General features: G+C 40.7%; 17 protein-coding genes. 10 read left to right on the top strand and 7 right to left on the bottom strand.

What is annotated here, in order from left to right; genetic code table 11:
* The first annotated feature begins 27 nt into the window (after positions 1-27).
* On the top strand, positions 28-1,371 hold the full coding sequence (locus BFP71_RS14765) for a GntP family permease (protein ID WP_069836213.1): 1,344 nt from the start codon (positions 28-30) through the stop codon (positions 1,369-1,371).
* On the opposite strand, the gene gndA is transcribed toward BFP71_RS14765, so the two are convergent.
* Positions 1,372-2,769 (bottom strand): NADP-dependent phosphogluconate dehydrogenase, encoded by a 1,398-nt coding sequence (gndA, locus tag BFP71_RS14770; protein WP_069836214.1) that lies wholly within the window; start codon positions 2,767-2,769, stop codon positions 1,372-1,374.
* A gap of 184 nt (positions 2,770-2,953) precedes the next feature.
* Between gndA and zwf the strand changes: the two genes are divergently transcribed.
* From zwf to BFP71_RS14795, 5 genes are all read left to right on the top strand, one after another.
* Positions 2,954-4,483, top strand: coding sequence for a glucose-6-phosphate dehydrogenase (gene zwf / locus BFP71_RS14775; protein WP_069836215.1), 1,530 nt, complete (start codon positions 2,954-2,956; stop codon positions 4,481-4,483).
* A gap of 2 nt (positions 4,484-4,485) precedes the next feature.
* The gene (gene pgl, locus BFP71_RS14780; RefSeq protein ID WP_069836216.1) at positions 4,486-5,193 is read left to right on the top strand and encodes a 6-phosphogluconolactonase; all 708 of its coding nucleotides are present in this window, start codon (positions 4,486-4,488) and stop codon (positions 5,191-5,193) included.
* Between the two features lie 64 nt (positions 5,194-5,257).
* Entirely contained in the window at positions 5,258-5,731 is a 474-nt protein-coding gene (locus tag BFP71_RS14785) for a DUF6428 family protein (protein ID WP_069836217.1), read from the top strand.
* Positions 5,732-5,748: 17 nt separating this feature from the next.
* Positions 5,749-6,363 carry a low molecular weight phosphatase family protein gene (locus BFP71_RS14790; RefSeq protein WP_069836218.1) on the top strand — a complete coding sequence of 205 codons (615 nt, stop codon included), beginning with the start codon at positions 5,749-5,751 and terminating at the stop codon, positions 6,361-6,363.
* Positions 6,364-6,426: 63 nt separating this feature from the next.
* Positions 6,427-6,906: a lipocalin-like domain-containing protein gene (locus tag BFP71_RS14795; protein ID WP_069836219.1), complete on the top strand. Its 480-nt coding sequence runs from the start codon at positions 6,427-6,429 to the stop codon at positions 6,904-6,906.
* Position 6,907: 1 nt separating this feature from the next.
* Here the strand turns inward: BFP71_RS14795 and BFP71_RS14800 are convergent, their stop codons facing one another.
* Complete coding sequence (locus BFP71_RS14800) at positions 6,908-7,630, bottom strand: LytR/AlgR family response regulator transcription factor (protein WP_069836220.1); 723 nt, start codon at positions 7,628-7,630, stop codon at positions 6,908-6,910.
* 1 nt (position 7,631) lies between these two features.
* Positions 7,632-8,702 (bottom strand): sensor histidine kinase, encoded by a 1,071-nt coding sequence (locus BFP71_RS14805; protein WP_069836221.1) that lies wholly within the window; start codon positions 8,700-8,702, stop codon positions 7,632-7,634.
* 301 nt (positions 8,703-9,003) lie between these two features.
* Between BFP71_RS14805 and BFP71_RS14810 the strand changes: the two genes are divergently transcribed.
* Positions 9,004-11,205 (top strand): DUF5916 domain-containing protein, encoded by a 2,202-nt coding sequence (locus BFP71_RS14810; protein WP_088125061.1) that lies wholly within the window; start codon positions 9,004-9,006, stop codon positions 11,203-11,205.
* A 75-nt stretch (positions 11,206-11,280) separates the two neighbouring features.
* Positions 11,281-12,171: a DMT family transporter gene (locus BFP71_RS14815; RefSeq protein ID WP_069836223.1), complete on the top strand. Its 891-nt coding sequence runs from the start codon at positions 11,281-11,283 to the stop codon at positions 12,169-12,171.
* Positions 12,172-12,174: 3 nt separating this feature from the next.
* On the opposite strand, the gene BFP71_RS14820 is transcribed toward BFP71_RS14815, so the two are convergent.
* Positions 12,175-13,296, bottom strand: coding sequence for a PQQ-dependent sugar dehydrogenase (locus tag BFP71_RS14820; RefSeq protein ID WP_088125062.1), 1,122 nt, complete (start codon positions 13,294-13,296; stop codon positions 12,175-12,177).
* A gap of 71 nt (positions 13,297-13,367) precedes the next feature.
* Positions 13,368-13,745, bottom strand: coding sequence for an iron chaperone (locus BFP71_RS14825; protein WP_069836224.1), 378 nt, complete (start codon positions 13,743-13,745; stop codon positions 13,368-13,370).
* 102 nt (positions 13,746-13,847) lie between these two features.
* Here BFP71_RS14825 and BFP71_RS14830 point away from each other — a divergent pair, with 102 nt between their 5' ends.
* Both BFP71_RS14830 and BFP71_RS14835 read left to right on the top strand, forming a co-directional pair.
* Positions 13,848-14,615, top strand: coding sequence for a TlpA family protein disulfide reductase (locus tag BFP71_RS14830; RefSeq protein ID WP_069836225.1), 768 nt, complete (start codon positions 13,848-13,850; stop codon positions 14,613-14,615).
* On the top strand, positions 14,612-15,334 hold the full coding sequence (locus tag BFP71_RS14835; protein ID WP_069836226.1) for a GDSL-type esterase/lipase family protein: 723 nt from the start codon (positions 14,612-14,614) through the stop codon (positions 15,332-15,334). Before BFP71_RS14830 ends, BFP71_RS14835 begins: the two co-directional genes overlap by 4 nt.
* Here BFP71_RS14835 and BFP71_RS14840 read toward each other — a convergent pair.
* Both BFP71_RS14840 and gltB read right to left on the bottom strand, forming a co-directional pair.
* On the bottom strand, positions 15,331-16,758 hold the full coding sequence (locus BFP71_RS14840; protein ID WP_069836227.1) for a glutamate synthase subunit beta: 1,428 nt from the start codon (positions 16,756-16,758) through the stop codon (positions 15,331-15,333). The two genes, BFP71_RS14835 and BFP71_RS14840, sit on opposite strands and share 4 nt — an antisense overlap.
* A complete protein-coding gene (gene gltB, locus BFP71_RS14845) occupies positions 16,758-21,212 on the bottom strand; it encodes a glutamate synthase large subunit (protein WP_069836228.1) in 4,455 nt (1,484 codons plus the stop codon). Before gltB ends, BFP71_RS14840 begins: the two co-directional genes overlap by 1 nt.
* Positions 21,213-21,317 lie beyond the last annotated feature (105 nt).

Here is a 21,317-nt window from a genome sequence, read left to right on the forward strand (position 1 = left end):
TTAGCTTTTTGGTCAATTTGAAACGCCATGAATGACCTTCAACTCATTTTTGCTATCCTTTCGGGTATCGCCATTCTTTTACTCCTCATCATAAGGCTAAAATTAAACGCCTTTCTGAGTTTGTTGATAGCCAGTATCTGGGTTGGACTTATCGGTGGATTATCTGGAGAGAAGATCATAGACTCCATTTCGACTGGCATGGGCAATACTTTAGCCTTTGTTGCAACTATCGTTGGGCTGGGCGCCATTTTCGGGGCATTACTTGAACACTCCGGAGGTGCCCAAGCATTGGCAAAGTTTCTGTTAAAAAAAGGCGGTGAAGCTAAATCCCGATTAGCTTTATTGGTTACAGGCTTTATCGTTGCCATTCCCGTTTTCTTCGATGTAGGCATTATCATTTTATTTCCGATCGTCAAGGCCCTCGCCTTAAAGAGTGGTAAAAATGTATTGCACTATGCCTTGCCTTTATTAACTGGCTTGGCCATTACACACAGCTTTATTCCACCAACACCCGGACCAGTAGCCGTAGCCGATATCCTCAAGGTAGACTTGGGTTACGCGATTGTCGTTGGAGCAGCGATCGGTTTACCCATATCATTGATCTGTGGATTAGTATTAAGTCGGTTCCTCACACCTAAATCGGCAATTATAAATCAAGAAGCAGCTGTCGTAGATGATCAGTTTGATAGTAAACTCGTTCGTACCATATTTTTTATCCTTGGATTGCCAATTGTGTTGATTTTAGTGGGTTCCTTACTGAAGACGCTAGCGGGTGAAGGTATTATTTCAGGGGGGGCGATTGTAGATGCGATAAGTTTTATCGGACATCCTTTCGTATCTCTTATCATTGCTACTTTATTGGCGATGTACTTTTTAGGCTCAAAAAGAGGCGCTACCAAGAAAGAGTTGTTCGATGTAGCCAATAAATCGCTTGGACCTGCGGGGTCTATCATTCTAATTACTGGTGCCGGTGGTGTTTTGAAACAAATGATGATTAACACTGGAATTGGTGAAATGATTGCCGATGCCATGAAGTCAGGTACAATTTCTATTGTGCTACTGGCCTATTTGGTAGCCGTATTGGTGCGAATTATGCAGGGTTCCGCTACCGTAGCCATGCTTACTGCAGCAGGCATAGTAGCAGCCGTTATCCCTGGTATGGACTTGACCATGCTGGATAAAACATTGATTATGATGGCCATTGCGGCAGGTTCTATTGTCTTATCACATGTAAATGATAGTGGCTTTTGGCTTGTCAACCGTTATTTGGATCACTCTGTACAACAAACCTTGCGGTCTTGGACCATCCAATCAAGTATGATCTCGCTAAGCAGTTTTATACTGATTTATATCGCTTATCAAGCAATTTAATTACCACTCGGTATGAAAAATGCCGTCTCGATCAAGTCGTTCATACGTGTGCGATCCAAAGTGATCGCGCTGAGCTTGAACCAAATTCATCGGTAGTCTCCCAGATGTGAAGGCATTAAAATAGTTTAAGCCTGCACTCATAGCTGCTAATGGAATTTGAGCATTCATCCCTTCAGTAATCACTTTTGAGGCACTAGGGAGCAAAGGCTTGATCATTTCAGCGAATGATTCATCCAATAACAGGTTTTCAAGGCTAGGGTTCTTGTCAAAAGCGATTCTCATTTGTTCTAACAATTCAGCCCGAATGATGCAGCCACCACGCCAAATTTTAGCTATCGTTTCAAGGTTTAACTCATAATTATAAGCTTCAGAAGCATAAACGAGCTGCTGCATACCTTGAGCGTAAGTCACGATGAAGCTAAAAAATAGTGCTTCTTCTAACTGCTCAATCGTGAGCTCAGAAGAATTGATTGCCTTTTTGCCATAAAGATTTTCAGCGGCCACCCGTTGAGATTTAAGCGCAGAAATCTCCCGCATACTCACTGCCACATCAATGGTCGGAATGGGAATACCTAAATCCATGGCATTTTGTGAAGTCCATTTACCAGTGCCTTTTTGTTTTCCTTTATCAAGAATAGCATCAATGAGATCGCCATCGGCTAAATCATCCTTCTTGTTAAATATCTCAGAAGTAATCTCAATTAAAAATGATTTTAGTCGACCATTATTCCACGTTGCAAAGGCTCGTTGAATTTCGGAGTTAGAGCGCCCCATACCATTTTTCATGAGCAAATAAGCTTCAGAAATCAATTGCATAAGTCCATACTCAATCCCGTTGTGTACCATTTTGACATAGTTACCCGCAGAACCATTTCCCAAATGAGCCACACATGGTTCTCCATTCACTTTGGCCGATGCGGCCTCAAAGATTGGTTTGATAAAGGCATAAGCCTGCTTATCTCCACCAGGCATTATGCTAGGTCCTTTTCTTGCACCCTTCGCACCTCCGGAAACCCCTGCACCAAAAAAATGAATACTATCAGCTGCTAACTCCTCAAAACGACGATTTGTATCTGTAAAAAATGAGTTACCTCCGTCTATAATAATATCTCCTTCCGATAAGTGAGGTTTCAAATCATTGATGACAGCATCGACAGGTTTACCGGCTGGTACCAAAAGCATGATTTTTCTAGGGCTAGCCAGCTTGTTGATGAACTCAATTTTGTCTTGTGTGGCATGTACAACCCGACCTTCTCCTTCTGAAAGCAATGAATCCACCTTTTCTTTATCCAAGTCTAGACCAATTGCCGAAAAGTCATTATCCGCTACATTGAGGATAAAATTTCGTCCCATTACACCTAAACCTACTAAGCCAAAATCAAATTTTGTATCTGTCATATTCTAATTTCTATACTCTAAGTACCTCGTTTTGCCGAATTCGTTGAATGTTAAAATTTAATTCGACATAAAGCTAAATCGACTTCTATCATTGCACGTCATTCGCTAGTTTTGGGAACTATTTTCTGGCGTTTCGATTTAAGTCTGTACAAAGAAAGCAAGCTAGGTCGACCAAAAAAAATAAATGAAAAAAACTGACAATCAGGCACTGGTAATTTTTGGTGCTTCTGGTGATCTCACCGAAAGAAAACTAATTCCAGCAGTATTCAATTTGTTCTGCGGAGGCTTTCTACCAGAATCTTATGCTGTAATTGGTGTGAGCAGGTCAGAATTTACAGATGAAGAGTATCGCATTAAGGTTGTATTCAACAATGAGCACCTGAAAGGCAAATCCACAGCAACGGAAGAAAACCTAGAACGCTTTGCTAAGCTTGTCTTTTATCAAGCGGTTGACACTAAAAATATTGAGACTTACGGTCAATTAAAGAACAGGCTTGAACAGCTCGATCAGGAGATAACAACCAAAAACAACTACATTTTTTATCTAGCTACCCCACCAAGTCTTTACCAAACGATCGCCAATGGCTTGGCAGAAAATGGATTGAATGGGAATACTGATGGCTGGAGTAGATTGATTGTAGAAAAACCTTTTGGCTACGACCTTGAATCTGCTAAAGCACTCAATAAAGGGTTGCTCTGCAGTTTCTCCGAAGAACAGATATATAGAATTGATCATTATTTAGGCAAAGAGACCGTTCAGAATATGTTTGTGACACGTTTTGCAAACAGTATTTTCGAGCCACTTTGGAATAGGAACTATATTCATCGCATAGAAATCACTGCGGCCGAACACGTCGGTGTTGAAAAAAGAGGCGGCTATTATGATTCATCTGGTGCTTTAAGAGATATGATCCAAAATCATCTCTTTCAATTAGTTGCACTTGTAGCTATGGAGCCGCCAGTAAGGCCTGACGCTGAGTCCATTAGAAACGAAAAGCTAAAGGTATTTCAAAGCTTGAGAGCTTATACCGATCAAGATATTAAGGAGAATGTAATACGTGGTCAGTACCTAAACTCTACTGTGCGTGGTGAAGCTGTTAAAGGTTATCGTGAGGAGGAAGGTGTTCAAGATCAATCGAAGACCGAGACTTACGTGGCCATGAAGTTCTTCATAGACAATTGGCGCTGGGCAGATGTACCTTTCTATATCAGGACCGGTAAAAGCATGCCTACTCGCGTAACTGAGGTCGTCATTCATTTTAAACCAAATCATCACCATCTATTTGCTCATGATAGCTCATTATCGAACCAGCAAAACGTATTGGTGATCAGAATTCAGCCAAATGAAGGCATACTGCTCAAGTTTGATATGAAAATACCTGGTGCTGGTTTTAATACAGAGCAGGTAAACATGGATTTCAAGTATGACGAATTGAGCAATGTCTATGTGCCAGATGCCTATGAGAGATTAATTCTGGACTGTATGCAGGGTGATGCCACACTATACGCAAGAGGTGACAGTACCGAAGCGGCGTGGGAATTCATTGACCCCATTTTAAAAGCCTGGGAAAACGACGAATCTATTCCGGTTTATGGTTACCCAGCAGGAACTTGGGGGCCAGAAAATGCGGATAACCTGATAGATGGAGAGAATATGAATTGGCGATATCCGTGCTCAAATCTCACGGACGATGGCAACTACTGCGAATTATAGAAATGGAAAAACAGATATACAAAGACGCTAATGCGGCTGCCGATGGTTTCGCGCAGTACCTACTATCTAAACACAAATCACAAGACAGTTTAACGGTAGCCCTTTCTGGTGGATCGACGCCAAAAATTTTGTTTGATCTGCTAGCCTCAAAATACCTAAATGAGATCGATTGGTCGAAAATCCATTTGTATTGGGGAGATGAACGCTGTGTTCCTCCTACGGATGATGACAGCAACTATAAGATGACTGTTGAGCATTTAATTTCTAAGATTAACATACCAGAGGCTAATATTCATCGTGTTTTGGGAGAGAATTTACCTGATGATGAAGCCGACCGATACGGAGCTCTTTTAAACAAGAATTTACAATCTATAAATGATATTCCGGCATTCGACATTATCATACTAGGTATCGGAACTGATGGCCATACGGCTTCGATATTTCCGCACGAAATTGAGCTGATGAATAGCCCTAGTGTTTGTGCAGTTGGCATAAATCCAGATTCAGGTCAAAAGCGAGTAACGCTAACCGGACCAGTGATTAACAATGCAAAGTCTATCTGTTTTCTAGCGACTGGAGCAAGTAAGGCAGAAAAGTTGACAGAGATATTTAATAAGACCGGTAATTATAAAACGTATCCAGCGGCTCATGTATCTCCTACTCACGGTGAATTAATCTGGTTTATGGATGAGTCAGCTTCAATTCAATAAATATTAATATATACATATTAGTATATTTTCATATATGTATTTATAGATATATAATCGAGCTACAATGAGATTATCACAAGTAAAGAACAAGCTTAAGACTTTAGAAAGACTTCAATTTGTACTGCCTGATGGCACTAAAGTCCCCTCTCACTTTCACATTACTGAGGTTGGTGTTATTCAAAAGAATTTCATTGACTGTGGTGGTACTATGAGAGACGAAAAAGTCGTAAACTTTCAACTCTGGTCTTCAGTAGATGTCGACCACAGATTACAACCACAGAAATTACTAGACATTGTATCGCTTTCGGAAAAGCTCCTTGACATGGGTGACTTTGAAGTTGAAGTAGAATATCAGGGGCCACAGACAATATCGAAATTCGGTCTGGATTTCAGCGACAATCAATTTTTCCTAATCAATAAACAAACGGATTGCCTAGCTCCTGATAAATGTGGATTGCCAGCAGAAAAGCCAAAAATTCGACTCAAAAATATCAGAATGAAAGCCAACGCTTGTGATCCTAATTCTGGCTGTTGTTAACATAGAATAGTGAATTCATGAACACACAAGTACTAGAAACTATTGAGAGCGCAGCCGCTTTATCTATTCCAACAGAAAGACTAGATATTTTAAATCAACTGGCCGACTATTGTCGGAAACAGCTTGAAACTAGTAAAGATTTACGTCTTCACTTTATTTGTACGCACAATTCAAGACGTAGTCAATTCTCTCAAATTTGGGCAGCTGCCGCAGCCGAATACAGCGATATTAAATTGCAGTCTTTCTCTGGAGGCGTAGAAGTAACTGCCTTTAACGAAAGAGCTGTTGCCTCACTGCGGCGCCAAGGATTCCAAATAGTCGGTAATGACTCGAATAACCCAAAATATGAAGTACGATACTCGGATAATGAGCCATTGACTTGCTTTTCAAAGCTGTTTGACGATCCAATTAACCCTAAGTCTGGTTTTGCCGCTGTAATGACTTGCTCCGACGCTGACGAGAATTGTCCTTTTATTCCAGGAACTGATGCTCGAATTCCTTTACGGTATGAAGACCCAAAAGCCTTTGATGACACTCCACAAGAAGAGGAAATGTATGATGAGCGTTCATTACAAATTGCCTCAGAAATGCTTTATGTTTTTAATAGGGTTAAAAGCAGCGGTTTAATTTGATTCTACCATTTTTAATCAGGTTTATCTACATTTGAAGATAACAACACGATTAAAACTCAGTATATGAAAAACACAACACGCTTTATGCGCCTGTTATTATTGGCGCTTGTCTCTACTTCTCTTGTTCTATCTTGCGATCCAGATGATGTAAACCCAGCGGATGAAATAATTGGAACTTGGGATGTTACTAACCTCTCCTCAGTCAACTGTACAGACCCAGACGACAATACCGCAAACTTAATTACTTGTGTAAATGAGTTTGGCTTCGAGATTTGTGGATCTGCTACATTAGTGATTGATGCCGATGGCAACTTCACAACAAATTTTGTAACGGTCATTACAGATCTAGCAACAAATCAATCCCAAACGGAAACGGAGTCAGAGACTTCTACTTATTCGATTGACGGGAATAAAATCACGATTTGCTTCGATGGAGACTGTGAAACCGCGATTTACACCATCAACGGTACCACTTTAACTTTGTCAAATGATGGTCCATCATCAGATGGTTGTGAATCTACAATTTCAGGAACTAAGCGATAGTTTAGCCTAAAATAGATTTATCATCATTGAGAATACCGAGGACTTTCTCCTTATAATTCCTGCCAATAGGCAGCTCTGTTCCAGCTATTTCAATCACGTGGTTTGAATAGGCCTCGATTTTCTTAAATGGAACAATGAAAGATCGATGTATTCTAATAAAACAGTCTTCAGGTAATTTTTGCTCCAAAAAGCTGATTTTCTGAAGACTGATTACATCTCTATTAGGCATTTTAATCCTCACATAGTCTTTCAGGCTTTCTATATACAAGATATCCTTCAGGTATACCTTTACCATTTTTCGATCGGCTTTGAGAAATATGTAAGGATGATCCGACCTTAGCTCGTCTCCTTGCCCCTCTTCTATTCCTGTTGTACCATTTTCATTCATGGCCTTGTTTACAGACATCAAAAAGCGTTGAAAAGAGATTGGTTTGAGCAAATAGTCTACCACATCCAACTCATAGCTCTCAATCGCATATTCGCGGTAAGCGGTGGTAAAAATTATCTTAGGCAATGGGTGAAGTACTTTCAGAAAATCAATCCCATTCAATTTGGGCATCTGGATATCTAAAAAGATAAGCTGAATAGACTCCTTTTTCAGGATGTCAAACGCCTTTACAGCATTATCACATGAAGCGACCAACTCCAATCCGTCTATTTTAGCCACATAAGATTCGATAACCTCTCGGGCTAAAGGCTCATCGTCCACGATGATACATTTCATATTAATGACCTTTAAAATTCAATTTGAGCACTACTAAAAATGACTCCTCGGACTCGTGAATGTCCAGCTGGTAGTCGTCTCCGTACAAAATTTCTAACCTTCTTTTAACATTTTTAAGACCTATCCCTTTCTTGTATTCAAAGTGGTCTTCTTCTTTGTGTTGTATACTTTTACTGTTTTCTACCTTTAAGGTTAGCTGCTCACCTTTTCTATTTAAGTCGATAGCTACCCATGACTGGTCTAATTCTTCACTAACACCATGTTTAAACGCATTTTCTACAAATGGTAAAATCATCAAAGGCGCTAACATGACATCACCAATATGTTGAGCACAATTGAAATTAACTTCAAGCCGATCGCCATAGCGGATCTTCTCTAATGCGATGTAATCCTTGACAAGCCTCACCTCTTTCTCGAGCGAAACGCTATCCGCACTGCATTCATAGAGCATGTAATTGAGTAAATCTGAAAGCTTTAAAACAACCTCTGGTGCCTCTTTACTGCTTTTCAGGGTTAATGCATATAAGTTATTAAGCGTATTAAATAGAAAGTGAGGATGGATTTGAGCCTTTAAAAACTTAAGCTCGGCTTGTAACTTCTCTTCTGATAATAGTCGATTATTCTTTTCCTCTCTGTACCAATATTTGAACCACTTAGATACGATGGCTAACACCACAACAGGATAAATTTTAGCTGTGGTTTTGAATATCTTTCCTACGTTCCATAAAATGGGTTGATATGGATCATCCGGCCAAAGCAAAGGCTTTTGTACTAAAACATAAACGAACCAATTCAGGCCACTAAAAACCAATATTATCAGCAATAACCAGCCGAAGAACTGCCCATATTTACCTTTAAACAAGAGTTTTGGCATCAGGACATAAAGCACCAAATATACCGCTGGAATCTGTACAATGGCATCTAACCAAACATGTTGAAACTGACGACTATAGTCTTCCTCAAAAGAACCATAAACGATCGCAAAAAATGAAGTATAGATGAGCCAAAAGATCACATGCCACATGAGTCGTGGTGTATCAAACATCAGTCGTTCAAAATTGATCTTCGGCATAGTAAGCTTAAATGGGCCTTTTAAAAGTTGCTGATTTTAAATTCAGTGAAACGGATTAGCCACTCAGCAATGGTTAATTCGAACCCTAAACTTATTCAATAAGTTGCAAACTTACAGTTTATTGGATGTAAGGGTTAATAGTACTCCTGAAGTTCGTATTAACATCGACCAAATACATATTTTGGCCAGATAGTCCTTCCGTCTATCAGGTACAAACATTGGTCTAAAAGGCCAAAATTCGCTAAACCTAAAGTCATAGTCATAGTATACGCGATCATACCAACGATCAACTGCTGCTACTATGAAACCATTTTTTTACCTCATACTCTTTCTCTTGGTGTCGGATATTATGGCACAAGATACCCGCGAGACGCGCGACTTATTTATCTATAATCTGAAACATACCGAAGGCCTTATCAGCATAGATGGTGATGAAAGTGATGAAGGCTGGGAAAATGCCGAAAAAATATCTCAGTTTATCAATCACTGGCCCGAAGATCAGGGGGTGGCCAATGCTTTATCTGAAGTTTGGGCCACCTACGATGCAGAGTATATCTATGTAAAGGCAAAACTTTATGACACAGGAAACCGAGTTGTCCAATCCTTAAGAAGGGATAACCGTGATGCGCACTGGAACAGCGACAATTTCACCGTAGTAATAGATCCATTTAACAATAAACAGAGCGGTTTCTTTTTTGGAGTAAATGCTGGTGGTGCGCAAATGGAGGCTCTTTTAAGCCTTGATGGTGGTAGAACTGAGTTCGACGAAAACTGGGATAATAAGTGGTATTCTGAAGTGAAACAATATGCCGATCACTGGCTAGTGGAAATGGCTATACCTATGAAAACATTACGGTATGGAACTCAAATTTCTGATTGGGGGATCAATTTTATCCGTGGAGATATGCAACGCAATGAGTACTCAACCTGGACACAGTTTCCACTCAATTATGGCGGCATAGATTTGAATTTCATGGGGACCATGAAGTGGGAAGAAAAACCCGAAAAGGCAAAAGGCAAAGTAGTGTTGATTCCTTATGTAGCTGGTGGCACACAGCGGGATTTCGAAGATGAAGGCCAAACCAACTATACACAGGATTTTGACGCGGGAATTGATGCTAAAGTAGCTGTGACTGGTTCTTTAAGTCTGGACCTCACATTAAACCCAGATTTTTCAAATGTGGACGTAGATCAACAAGTGACTAACCTGACGCGTTTCAGTATTTTCTTCCCAGAAAGGAGAAACTTCTTTCTTGAAAACGGCGACATTTTTTCCAACTTCGGAAGCTGGCAAATTCAACCATTCTTTTCTAGGACTATAGGCCTTTCGGAGGGTCAGCAAGTCCCGATTAACTACGGAGCGCGCCTCACAGGAAATATCACCAAAGACATGCGACTGGGTGTTATGAACATTCAGACTGGCGAAACTGAAGAGTCACTTGCCAATAATTATACAGTGGCAGCTGTGCACCAACGGGTACTTAAAAGGTCAGTAATTAAGGCGCTTTTTATCAATAGACAGGCTGCTAGTGATGATTTTGGTCGGAATGGGGGCTTAGAATTCAACTACGTTCACCCTACTGGCACCTGGGATAATACCGTCAGGTTTCACGCGGCTACCACAGACGATAAATTAGGAGAAAACACTTATTATGGAATGTCTGGAGGATATCGCGGTAGACACCTCCGAGGCGGCTGGACATTCGATCGGGTGGGTGAAAATTATATCACTGAATTGGGCTTCAACCCAAGGATCAACAATTTTGATGCGATCACTGAAGAGAGCATCCGAAAGGGCTTTAGCAGATATAATGTATGGTCAGTATATAGATTCTTTCCAAAAAATGACAAGAGCATTTTAAATCAACACGGACCGAGAACTTGGCATTGGCTCTATAACAACCCTGATGGTTCATTAAATGAAAGAAACCATGGGCTTGGCTATGACTTCATGTTTAAAAACACGTCTGAATTAAGGTTCAATAGATTTTTCACCGAAGTAAATTTACCAGTACCTACCAACTTAATAGGTGCTGATACTCCTCTCCCAGCCACCAATTTCAAATTCACAGATTACAACGTCAACTTTAATACTGATAGACGTAAAGTATTCAACACGGAATGGACGCTACGTTACGGAGACTTTTACAATGGCACTAGGTATGGAATAGCCACTGGCCTAAATGTACGCGCACAGCCTTGGGGTACCTTCGGGATAAACTATGAGTACAATAGTGTGGAACTGGCCGAAGGTTTCGGCGAAACCAAATTGCATTTGTTCCGGGCGAACACGGAAATCAGTTTTTCGAATAAAATGTTCTGGACTACTTCTATTCAGTATAATTCACAATCCGAAAACTATAACATCTTCAGCCGTTTTCAGTGGCGTTACAAGCCTATGTCTGATTTCTTCCTCGTCTATACCGATAATTATGGTAATGACGGCTTAAATATCAAGAATCGTCAAATTGTATTTAAGTTGACCTACTGGCTGAATATGTAGAAAACTTCAACTGGACTATCAAACATTTTCAATTAGGTAACTTCTGCTCCGAATTGATTTGGTTTAATTTGCAGCATGCAAGACAGCAAGGTTAACAATGTTCATTTATTCATTATTCCGGCTGTTATTTGGGGTTCCACTTGGTACGTTATCACGTTTCAATTAGGTACAGTTGATCCATTGCTTTCTGTTTCTTATCGCTTTCTGGCTGGATCTTTCATTATTTTAAGCTATTGCTTAATCAAGAGGAAATCGCTCAATTATCCGTTGAAAGTCCATGCAAGAATTGCCTTACAAGGATCACTTTTGTTTGGCATGAATTACTGGTTGGTTTATCAATCTGAATCTTTGATCAATAGTGGCTTAGTCGCGGTTGCATTTTCTACCATTATCTTCTTTAATATGATCTTTGGAGCCATTTTTCTTCGACTAAAAGTTGTATCTAAAGTCATTTCTGGAGCGCTTTTAGGGCTTCTTGGAACAGCGATAATTTTTAAAGATGAGTTACAATCATTCTCCATGGGGAGCGACTCGGTTACGGGGATTGTCCTGTGCTTTTTAGGTGTAGCAAGCGCTAGTTTAGGCAATATAGTATCGGCGAGTAATTCAAAAATTAATATCCCTGTTATTCAGTCTACAGCATTTGGAATGGGGTATGGCGGACTACTGATGCTCGGAATTGCACTCGTAGTCGGCAAAACAATCGTTTTTGATACTAGTTTGGCCTATGTCCTATCCTTGAGCTACTTAACGATTTTTGGTTCAATCATCGCCTTTGTTACTTACTTGACCTTGATTAGCAAAATAGGGCCAGATCGCGCGGCTTATGCAATCGTCCTCTTACCTCTTATCGCTGTGACTATTTCTACCTTTTTGGAAGGATTCAATTTCACAGTTTACACGGCTTTGGGTATGTCGCTTTTACTGTTAGGAAATTACTTTGCGCTAGCCAAAAAAAGTGGCTAATCGTTATTCTGGTAGCAAACGATAAAGACCTTTTCCTTCTACTCCTACGTACAGATAACCGTCATTACCCATTTCTACGTTTCTAACTCTACCAATACCTTCTGCGATCTTTTCTTCCTTTACGACTTTATTATTTTCAACTACTAGCCTCACCAAATAAGAGAACTTTAAGGAACCAACAATTATGTTTCCATCCCAGCCATTATATTTTGAGTCGCTCACGAAGGCCATACCACATGGTGCGATTGATGGAACCCAATAAGTAACTGGCTGCTCCATACCATCACGGGAAGTTTCATCGGTAATCTTACTCCCGCTATAGTTAATACCGTAAGTAATTACTGGCCAACCATAGTTTTTTCCTTTACTGATCAGGTTTAATTCATCCCCACCGCGAGGACCGTGTTCGTGGGCCCAAATATCTCCAGTTTCAGGGTTTTTGGCCATTCCTTGTGGGTTTCTATGACCGTAAGAATAAACAGCCTTTTTTGCTCCATCCACGTTGACAAAAGGATTATCTGATGGAATTCTACCATCGTCATGTAAGCGGTAAACTTTGCCTCCATCTCTTGTGATATCCTGAGGATTGTTATCTCTGTTACCTCTGTCGCCTATCGAAAAATAAACATAGCCATCATTATCAAACGCGATTCTACTGCCAAAATGCTGTCCTGCTCGTGTATTCGGTGAACCTTTATAGAGCACCGTATGGTTTTCAAAACCTTCACCTGTCCATTGAGCCCTAGAAAGTGCAGTCATTGCCCCTGACCCCTCGCCTTCGTCACTAGCAAAGGTGAAATAGACCCATTTACTGTTTTCAAAATCCGGATGTAACTCAATATCCAAAAGTCCACCCTGCCCTCTAGAAACAGCATTTGGTCCACCTTTGACGTCTTTATTAACAATTTCTCCATTGGCGATTCGTACGATGGTACCGCTCTTTTCAGTCACCAGAATTTCTCCGTTCGGTAAAAATGCCATCCCCCAAGGGTTGGTCAACTCGGAGGTAACAAGTTCAGCCTTTACGGCTTCGGTAGTGGGTTCATCTGAATCAAATAGTTCAGGTGTATCACAAGCCAAAAATGCGAGTAGTGTCAGGAAGGCGGTCGTTAATTTAAAGCTCATTTTGAATCGTGTTTAATGTTCTGAAGTATATTCAAGTGTATAACAGCATTAAGCCATGTGAGGTTGTTAATTCAACAACCAATATCAACATTATTCTGCCACAAAAGTACCGCCTTTTTGATAAAGGAGTCGATTTGAGTGTTATTAGGGTCTACGCTTTTTTTAAACCTTAAGCAGCCCTTCCCGACATCTATTCCTTTAAGCAGTTCTCCTGAAGGGTCTACTTTAGATGCATCGCCAACATAAAAACTCACATAATTCATCTGTGCATTAAGGTGAAAAATCACTCCCTTTTGATCGGCATAACTAAGCATTTTATAGTTGATACCCTCTACCAAATGTGTGGCACTTTGCTTAATTATTTCTCTAAGTTGAAGTAGCTTTTCTTTTCTCCAATCATTCTCTAGCACGGCAATGTACTCGTCGGTGCTACTTACATCATATTGCATGCTTCAAATTAAGAAATTGTCCGATAGGAATAAAACCTAAGGGGCGAAAGCGTCAAATGACAACTTTTGATATATTAGCTACAGGTTAAACTACGCAGATAGGTGGTAAAAAAGGCTAAATACTTCTATTTCTTATTGCTTTTACTAAGCTTCAGCCAAATTCATGGACAGAAAAAAATAGAATTCCCTGCGGAATGGAAGGTAATCACAACCCAGCAAGCCAGAGAACCTAACAGGTATGGTGGCAGAATCGTTTTCTATGGGCCAGAGGGAAAAATAATCGATGAAAAGAAGGTCCTTGAATTCATGAAAACCGGCAGGTTTACCCAAGACTTTTATGTCGATAAAGAAGGCAAAATAGTCGCCATGCATGTCAAGGGAGCCTCCGAGCAACAATTAAAACGGCTGGAGGAATCTGAGGCTAACAAGAAATTACTCGCCGCTTCCATAGGTAAACCGGCCAGACCATTTACTGTCACAGATTTGAATGGTGAAGAAATTAGTTTAGCCGATTTAAAAGGCTCTGTTGTAGCCATCAACTTTTGGTTCGTTGGCTGCAAGCCCTGTATTTTGGAAATGCCCGAACTCAATGAAATTGTAGAGAAACACGAAGGTGAGGACGTTAAGTTCGTAGCTGTGGCCTTGGATAAAAAACCCATGATTGACAAATTCCTGTCAAATCAATCCTTTGACTACGATATCGTCCCTGAAGGACGCGAGATTGCGTTTTTATATAACATCAAGCTTTACCCAACTCATTGTATTATAGATAAGAATGGTGTAATTCAATACTTTAAATCAGGCTACAGCGGAAATACGGCTAAGGAAGTGGATTCCAAAATAAGTGACCTTCTGAAGAAAGAACCATGAAAACGAACAGGCTGAGTACTTTTATATTCCTTTTCATCATCAACATTAGCACTGCGATGGCGCAAGACCAATTTAGTATTCACGATTATGCTGATTTTATGAGATATGAAAAAGCTAATTCGGCCTTAAAAGCTCCAACTTCAGAGGAAAAGCGTGTCGTATTTATGGGGAATTCAATTACCGAAGCTTGGGTTTCCTATAGTCCCGATTTTTTCAACGATAATAACTATATCGGCAGAGGCATAAGCGGACAGGTCACGCATCAAATGTTATTACGCTTTCAAGCAGACGTTATTGCGTTAAAACCCAAGGCCGTAGTGATTCTTGCAGGAACCAATGATATTGCTCAAAATTCTGGTCCAGTTTCAGTCAATGAAATCGCAATGAATATTAAAAGCATGGCTGCTATTGCAAAACAAAATGGCATTAAAGTAATCCTCTGTTCTGTGCTTCCAGCGAAAGATTACCCTTGGAAGCCTAATATGAACCCTTTGAAAAAAATCCCTGAGTTAAATGCACAAATCGAAGCCTATGCAAAAGCAAATAATATGATCTATGCCGATTTATTTAGTGCTATGGAAGATGGAAATGGCGGGATGAAAGTTCCGGATTATACAACTGCAGATGATTTGGTACACCCAAATAAAGCTGGATATGCCGTAATGGAAAGCATAATTAAACCAATTCTTGACACTGTTTTAAGTGACAATAAAAACTAAGTCTTTGGAACTAAGGCTTGATAATACTGATTTACAGCAACAGCTGCTTTTCTTCCTTCCGCAATGGCCCAAACTACTAGGGATTGACCTCTTCTACAATCACCCGCTGCAAAAACATTCGGCTTAGATGTCTTATATCCTGACGCTTTAATGTTTGATTTCTGATCTAGCGCAAGATCAAATTGCTCGACTATTCCTTTTGTTTCAGGTTTGGCAAAACCGATAGCTAAGAAGACCGCGTCACATGGTTTAACTTCCTCAGTTCCCGAAACCTCTTGATATTCGAACCTTGCCTGATCTATCCATTGAATCTTTACAGTCTCTACACCAGTGAGCCTACCGTCTAAACCGATGAAACGTTTTGTCAGCAGCGCCCAGTTTCTATCCACTCCTTCTTCATGTGAGGTTGAGGTGGTCAAAACCATCGGCCATTCTGGCCAAGGATTGCTAGTAGCTCTGGCCAATGGTGGTTTTTCAAGCAGTTCTATTTGGCTGACATTAACGGCACCTTGTCTGTTCGATGTCCCAACACAATCTGCTCCTGTATCACCCCCACCAATAACCACCACACGTTTTCCAGCCATATCCATTTCCGAATTTAAGCTGTCAATTTCACCTGCGATGACTTGATTCTGATGCTTCAAATAGTCCATGGCAAAATGGACTCCTTTTAAATCCCTTCCTTCTATAGTCAGATTTCTTGGAACAGTTGATCCAGTACATAATATGATGGCATCAAAGGTGGTTTCTAGTACTTCAGCAGTGATATCCTCCCCGATTTCAACACCAGTTTTAAACTCAATTCCCGCCGCTTCCATTAAAGAAACTCTTCGCGCCACTGTCGATTTATCTAGCTTGAAATCTGGAATTCCATATCGTAAAAGCCCCCCAGGTGCATTATCTCTTTCAAAAACGGTTACACTGTGTCCTCTTTTTCTAGATTCTTCGGCAGCCGCTAAACCTGCAGGTCCAGAACCTATTACGGCCACTTTAAAACCTGTCTCTGTGGTAGGAACAATCGGCTTTTCCCAACCTTCTTTAAAGGCAGTTTCACTGATCTCTTTTTCAATATGTTCTATGTTTACAGCTTCATTATTTAAGCCTAAAACACAAGATGCCTCACACGGTGCTGGACAAATACGCCCCGTGAACTCAGGAAAGTTATTCGTCGTTTTCAGAAGTTCCCATGCTTCTTGCCAGTTACCCCGATGAACCGCATCATTGAAATCAGGGATTTTATTTCCCAAAGGACAGCCTTCATGGCAAAATGGAATTCCGCAGTCCATGCATCTACTGGCTTGATCCTCATATTTTGCCTTATTCCATGGAATAGAAAACTCCTCAAAGTGCTTCTTCCTTTGTTCAGGAGCCTCATTGCCTTTTGCAATTCTATCGTGCTTTAAAAATCCTTTAATATCTCCCATTAGGCTATAACTTGTCTAAAGTTGTTTCTTAGGTCTAATACCTTTTTATACTCTGTTGGAATCACCTTTACAAAGTGTTGCTTCGCATGCTCCCATTGACTTAAAATCTCGATAGCCTTGACACTATTCGTGTATCGATGGTGCTTTTCGATCATCTGAAGTAAGAAATTGTAATCATCGTCATTCGGAAACTCTAGTTCAACGAGCTCCATATTACATCGACTATGAAAATCGAAATCTTGTGCGAAAACATAGGCTATTCCTCCACTCATGCCTGCGGCAAAATTCTTTCCTGTTTCTCCAAGAATCACTACCCGACCACCGGTCATGTACTCACATCCATGATCGCCTACTCCTTCTACAACGGTCTTAGCACCTGAGTTACGCACTGCAAAACGTTCTCCTGCTTGTCCATTTATATAAAGTCGTCCTCGCGTGGCTCCATACAAGGCTACATTGCCAATAAGGATATTTTCGGCGGCTTTGCAGCTGCTTTCAGGCGATGGATAGATCACCAATTTACCACCAGAAAGCCCCTTACCCACATAGTCATTTGCTTCCCCTTCAAGGTTAAATGTGATACCATGACTTAAAAAAGCACCAAAACTTTGCCCGGCCGTTCCTGAAAAATCTACTGTAATCGTGCCATCTGCCAATCCTTCTGCGCCAAACTGTTGTGCAAATTTTCCTGAGAGCATAGTACCTGTAGTTCTATCCTCACTGATGATTGATTGCTCAAAACGTACTCTTTCAGCATGTTTAAAGGTTGGCTGCGCCAGTTGAATCAGTCGGTGATCTAAAACTTGATCAATACGACTAGGTTGTGATTCATTCTTATACTGGACCTTAGTTTCATCAATAAATGGATTATCAAGAATCGGTGACAAGTCCAAACCACCAACATTTCCTTGTGCTTTATCCTTGTTATAGGTTAATAAATCCGTTCTCCCAACAAGTTCATTTATGGTCTTAACACCAAGATTTGCCATGATTAGCCGTAATTCTTCAGCCATTAGCGTAAAGAAATTGACGATATGTTCCACCTTTCCTATGAAGAGTTTTCTCAGTTTTTGATTTTGAGTGGCAATACCAACTGGGCAGGTGTTTAAATGGCATTTTCTCATCATAATGCAGCCTTCCACAACCAAAACTGCAGTGGCTACGCCCCATTCTTCAGCCCCTAAAATTGTGGCTATTGCAATGTCTCTAGCCGTCTTAATTTGTCCGTCAGTTTGGAGTTTAATGCGGTTTCTTAAGCCGTTCCGCATTAACGTTTGATGTGTTTCAGCCAAACCGATCTCCCATGGAATTCCGGCATGTTGTATAGAACCCAATGGCGAAGCGCCTGTTCCGCCATCATGTCCTGATATTAGAATATTATCAGCGTTGGCCTTCGCCACACCGGCTGCAATGGTACCAACACCTGCCTCAGATACGAGTTTTACATTTATCTCGGCTTCGGGGTTGACATTCTTTAGGTCAAAAATAAGCTGAGCTAGATCCTCAATCGAATAAATATCGTGGTGTGGTGGTGGTGAAATGAGCGTCACTCCTGGTGTTGAATTTCGAATTCTAGCGATATTCTCATCTACTTTCAACCCTGGTAACTGCCCTCCTTCTCCAGGTTTGGCTCCTTGGGCGACTTTAATTTGAATCTCATCTGCATTCACTAAATAGTGCGCTGTAACACCAAATCGTCCTGAAGCTACCTGCTTAATGGCCGAACGCGCGAGTAATCTATCTTTATCTGGCTTAAGCCGATTAGCATCTTCTCCTCCTTCTCCACTATTCGATTTACCACCAATTAAATTCATTGCTTTTGCTATGGTAGTATGCGCCTCTTCGGATATAGAACCAAAAGACATAGCGCCAGTAGCGAATCGCTTCATTATCTTTTCTGAACTTTCAACTTCTTCTAGTGGAATAGATTCAGTCTTATTGAAGTCAAACAGGCTTCTCAATGTTACATTAGCCTCCTCTTGCTGGTCAATGGCTTTTGAATATGCTCTGAACAGTGCTTGATCGTTGAGTTTGGTAGATTTTTGAAGTAAGTGAATGGTTTTTGGATTAAAAAGATGGGCCTCTCCTTCCTTTCTCCACTGGTAAATACCTCCATCGGCCAACCGTCTATCTATTTCATAAGAATCCCTCGCCAATCGATGGTTTTCAATGATTTCTTGTTCCAATTCTTTAAAACCCTTTCCAGAAATCCTGTTTACAGATCCTTTGAAACATCTTGAAACAACTTCATCGGCTAGACCTAATATTTCAAATATCTGAGCACTCTCATATGACTGAAGCGTTGATATGCCCATCTTCGACAGTATCTTCCTCAGACCATAATTAACTCCTTTTATGTAATGCTCAATCGCTTCTGCCTTATCCAAGGCATCATTTGCTACAATACTTTGAAAGGCCAGATATGGACAAACCGCAGATGCTCCGTAACCAATAAGTGTAGCAAAATGATGCGTTTCTAGTACATCACCAGCCTCTACAATCAGGCTCGTTCTTGCCCTAAGGCCTTTATCGAGTAAATGATGATGTACGGCACCAGTGATCAATAGTGCAGGAATAGACAGCTTCCCAGCAACAGGCTTGTTCGAAATTACCAACAAGTTAGCGCCAGCATTAACAAGCTCTTCTGCCGAGAAAGTAAGCCTTTCCAAAGCCTCTTCTAAACTTTCATCTGCAACGCGGTATACGGCAGAAAGCTCCGTTCCCTTGAAATTTACGGCATTGTATTTTTTGAGAAATGAGCACTGGGCTTCAGTTAAAACGGGATGCTCCAATACTATTTTTCTAGACGTTGGGTCATTATCCTCCAAAAGGTTGTTTGACTGTCCTAAATAAGTGACCAATGACATTACAGACTTTTCCCTGATCGGATCGATAGCTGGATTACTTACTTGTGCAAAAAGTTGCTTAAAATAATTTGAAATATGTGCATTCCGCTTTGCGAATACAGCCAATGGCGTGTCATTTCCCATCGATCCAATAGGCTCTGTACCTTTGGTTGCCATCGGTTCAAGAATGAACTTCAAAACTTCTCTGGAGTAACCAAAAAGAAGCTGATCGTTTAGCAAATGATCAGTCTTTGCTTTAAATACCTTTTCGGGTGGACAAATCTCATCGATTGGTAAAAGCAAGTTTTTATTCCATTCCTCGTATGGGTATTCTAGACTAAGCCTAGATTTAATCTCCTCATCCTCCTCGAAAGTGCCTTTATCCAAGTCAATCAAGAGCATCTGCCCTGGTTTTAACTTACCTCTTTTAATAACATCTGCCGGTTCTAGGTCGACAATACCTGTTTCAGATGCAAAAACTATCTTTCCACTTTGCGTAATCGCATAACGCGTTGGCCGTAGGCCATTTCTATCGATACAAGCACCAATTACGTGACCATCGGTAAAGCACAGTGCTGCTGGCCCATCCCACGGCTCTAAGAAAGTCGCGTAGTAAGCATAAAATGCCTTTAATTCCTTAGTCAGTGCTTCATTTTCTTTCCATGCAGGTGGTACAAGCATAGCCAAAACACGTTCAAGGCTTCTTCCTCCCATCACTAATAGTTCCACAGCCATGTCTAGGTTGGCAGAATCAGAAAACTCAAGCTGACAGATAGGTAGCAGAATATCAATTTCATCTTTGGTGAAATGCGTGCTTTTAAACAGCGCCTCCCTGGAAAGCATCTTGATGATGTTTCCTTTTATCGTGTTAATCTCCCCATTGTGTGCAATGAACCTAAAGGGCTGTGCCAATCGCCACTCGGGCAGCGTATTAGTTGAAAACCTCGAGTGTACAATAGCCATTGAGCTACCATAACTTTCCTGTTGAAGATCACTGTAGTAATCATCTAATTGCCAAGTTCTTAGCTCACCTTTGTAGATAATAGTGTCTGAAGAACATGAAGTAAAATAAAAGGCATCTGATTGTTGTTGGCCTTTTGCTTTGTACTCAGCTAGTTTTCTAAAAATGTATAACTTTCTATTGAGTGCCGTGCCTGTTAAATCATCTCCTTTAATGAAATATTGTATAATCTCGGGCTCGTTGGATTTAGCAAACTCTCCTAACTCGTGACTGTTAGTTTTGACTGACCTCACCCAAAAACTATCCAGATTAAGTTCGTCTAAGGCATCAGAAATTATGGCGTCATAAAGTGAGATTAGGTTCTTAGGAATGAAGGCCATTGCCACTCCATAGTTTCCCGGGTTTGGTAAATCAATATTTTGAGACTTCGCCTCATTTCTAAAAAGTTGATCAGGAATTTTTGTTGTTATACCAGCTCCATCACCCGTCATATCGTCAGCAGCCACCCCACCGCGATGTTCCATTCTATGCAACATGGTTAGTGCATCTGCTACAACATCATGAGATGCCTCATTATTCATTTTGGCAATAAACCCTATTCCACATGCATCTTTCTCGAACTCTGGACGGTATAATCCTCTCGTCATATGATTCTCGCTATTTGGATTGAAACGCTGTTGGGAAACGTTTACACTGATTCTCCACGATGGAGATCAGAATGATTTAGGAATTTACCTTCTTTGATTGTTTTG

The organism is Roseivirga misakiensis (assembly GCF_001747105.1).
Lineage (GTDB): Bacteria > Bacteroidota > Bacteroidia > Cytophagales > Cyclobacteriaceae > Roseivirga > Roseivirga misakiensis.

What these genes read in the sequence shown, in the direction of transcription:
- BFP71_RS14765 (WP_069836213.1), top strand. Translation starts at nt 28, where the DNA reads ATGAATGACCTTCAACTCATTTTTGCTATCCTTTCGGGTATCGCCATT.
- gndA (WP_069836214.1), bottom strand. Translation starts at nt 2,769, where the DNA reads ATGACAGATACAAAATTTGATTTTGGCTTAGTAGGTTTAGGTGTAATG.
- zwf (WP_069836215.1), top strand. Translation starts at nt 2,954, where the DNA reads ATGAAAAAAACTGACAATCAGGCACTGGTAATTTTTGGTGCTTCTGGT.
- pgl (WP_069836216.1), top strand. Translation starts at nt 4,486, where the DNA reads ATGGAAAAACAGATATACAAAGACGCTAATGCGGCTGCCGATGGTTTC.
- BFP71_RS14785 (WP_069836217.1), top strand. Translation starts at nt 5,258, where the DNA reads ATGAGATTATCACAAGTAAAGAACAAGCTTAAGACTTTAGAAAGACTT.
- BFP71_RS14790 (WP_069836218.1), top strand. Translation starts at nt 5,749, where the DNA reads ATGAACACACAAGTACTAGAAACTATTGAGAGCGCAGCCGCTTTATCT.
- BFP71_RS14795 (WP_069836219.1), top strand. Translation starts at nt 6,427, where the DNA reads ATGAAAAACACAACACGCTTTATGCGCCTGTTATTATTGGCGCTTGTC.
- BFP71_RS14800 (WP_069836220.1), bottom strand. Translation starts at nt 7,630, where the DNA reads ATGAAATGTATCATCGTGGACGATGAGCCTTTAGCCCGAGAGGTTATC.
- BFP71_RS14805 (WP_069836221.1), bottom strand. Translation starts at nt 8,702, where the DNA reads ATGCCGAAGATCAATTTTGAACGACTGATGTTTGATACACCACGACTC.
- BFP71_RS14810 (WP_088125061.1), top strand. Translation starts at nt 9,004, where the DNA reads ATGAAACCATTTTTTTACCTCATACTCTTTCTCTTGGTGTCGGATATT.
- BFP71_RS14815 (WP_069836223.1), top strand. Translation starts at nt 11,281, where the DNA reads ATGCAAGACAGCAAGGTTAACAATGTTCATTTATTCATTATTCCGGCT.
- BFP71_RS14820 (WP_088125062.1), bottom strand. Translation starts at nt 13,296, where the DNA reads ATGAGCTTTAAATTAACGACCGCCTTCCTGACACTACTCGCATTTTTG.
- BFP71_RS14825 (WP_069836224.1), bottom strand. Translation starts at nt 13,745, where the DNA reads ATGCAATATGATGTAAGTAGCACCGACGAGTACATTGCCGTGCTAGAG.
- BFP71_RS14835 (WP_069836226.1), top strand. Translation starts at nt 14,612, where the DNA reads ATGAAAACGAACAGGCTGAGTACTTTTATATTCCTTTTCATCATCAAC.
- BFP71_RS14840 (WP_069836227.1), bottom strand. Translation starts at nt 16,758, where the DNA reads ATGGGAGATATTAAAGGATTTTTAAAGCACGATAGAATTGCAAAAGGC.
- gltB (WP_069836228.1), bottom strand. Translation starts at nt 21,212, where the DNA reads ATGACGAGAGGATTATACCGTCCAGAGTTCGAGAAAGATGCATGTGGA.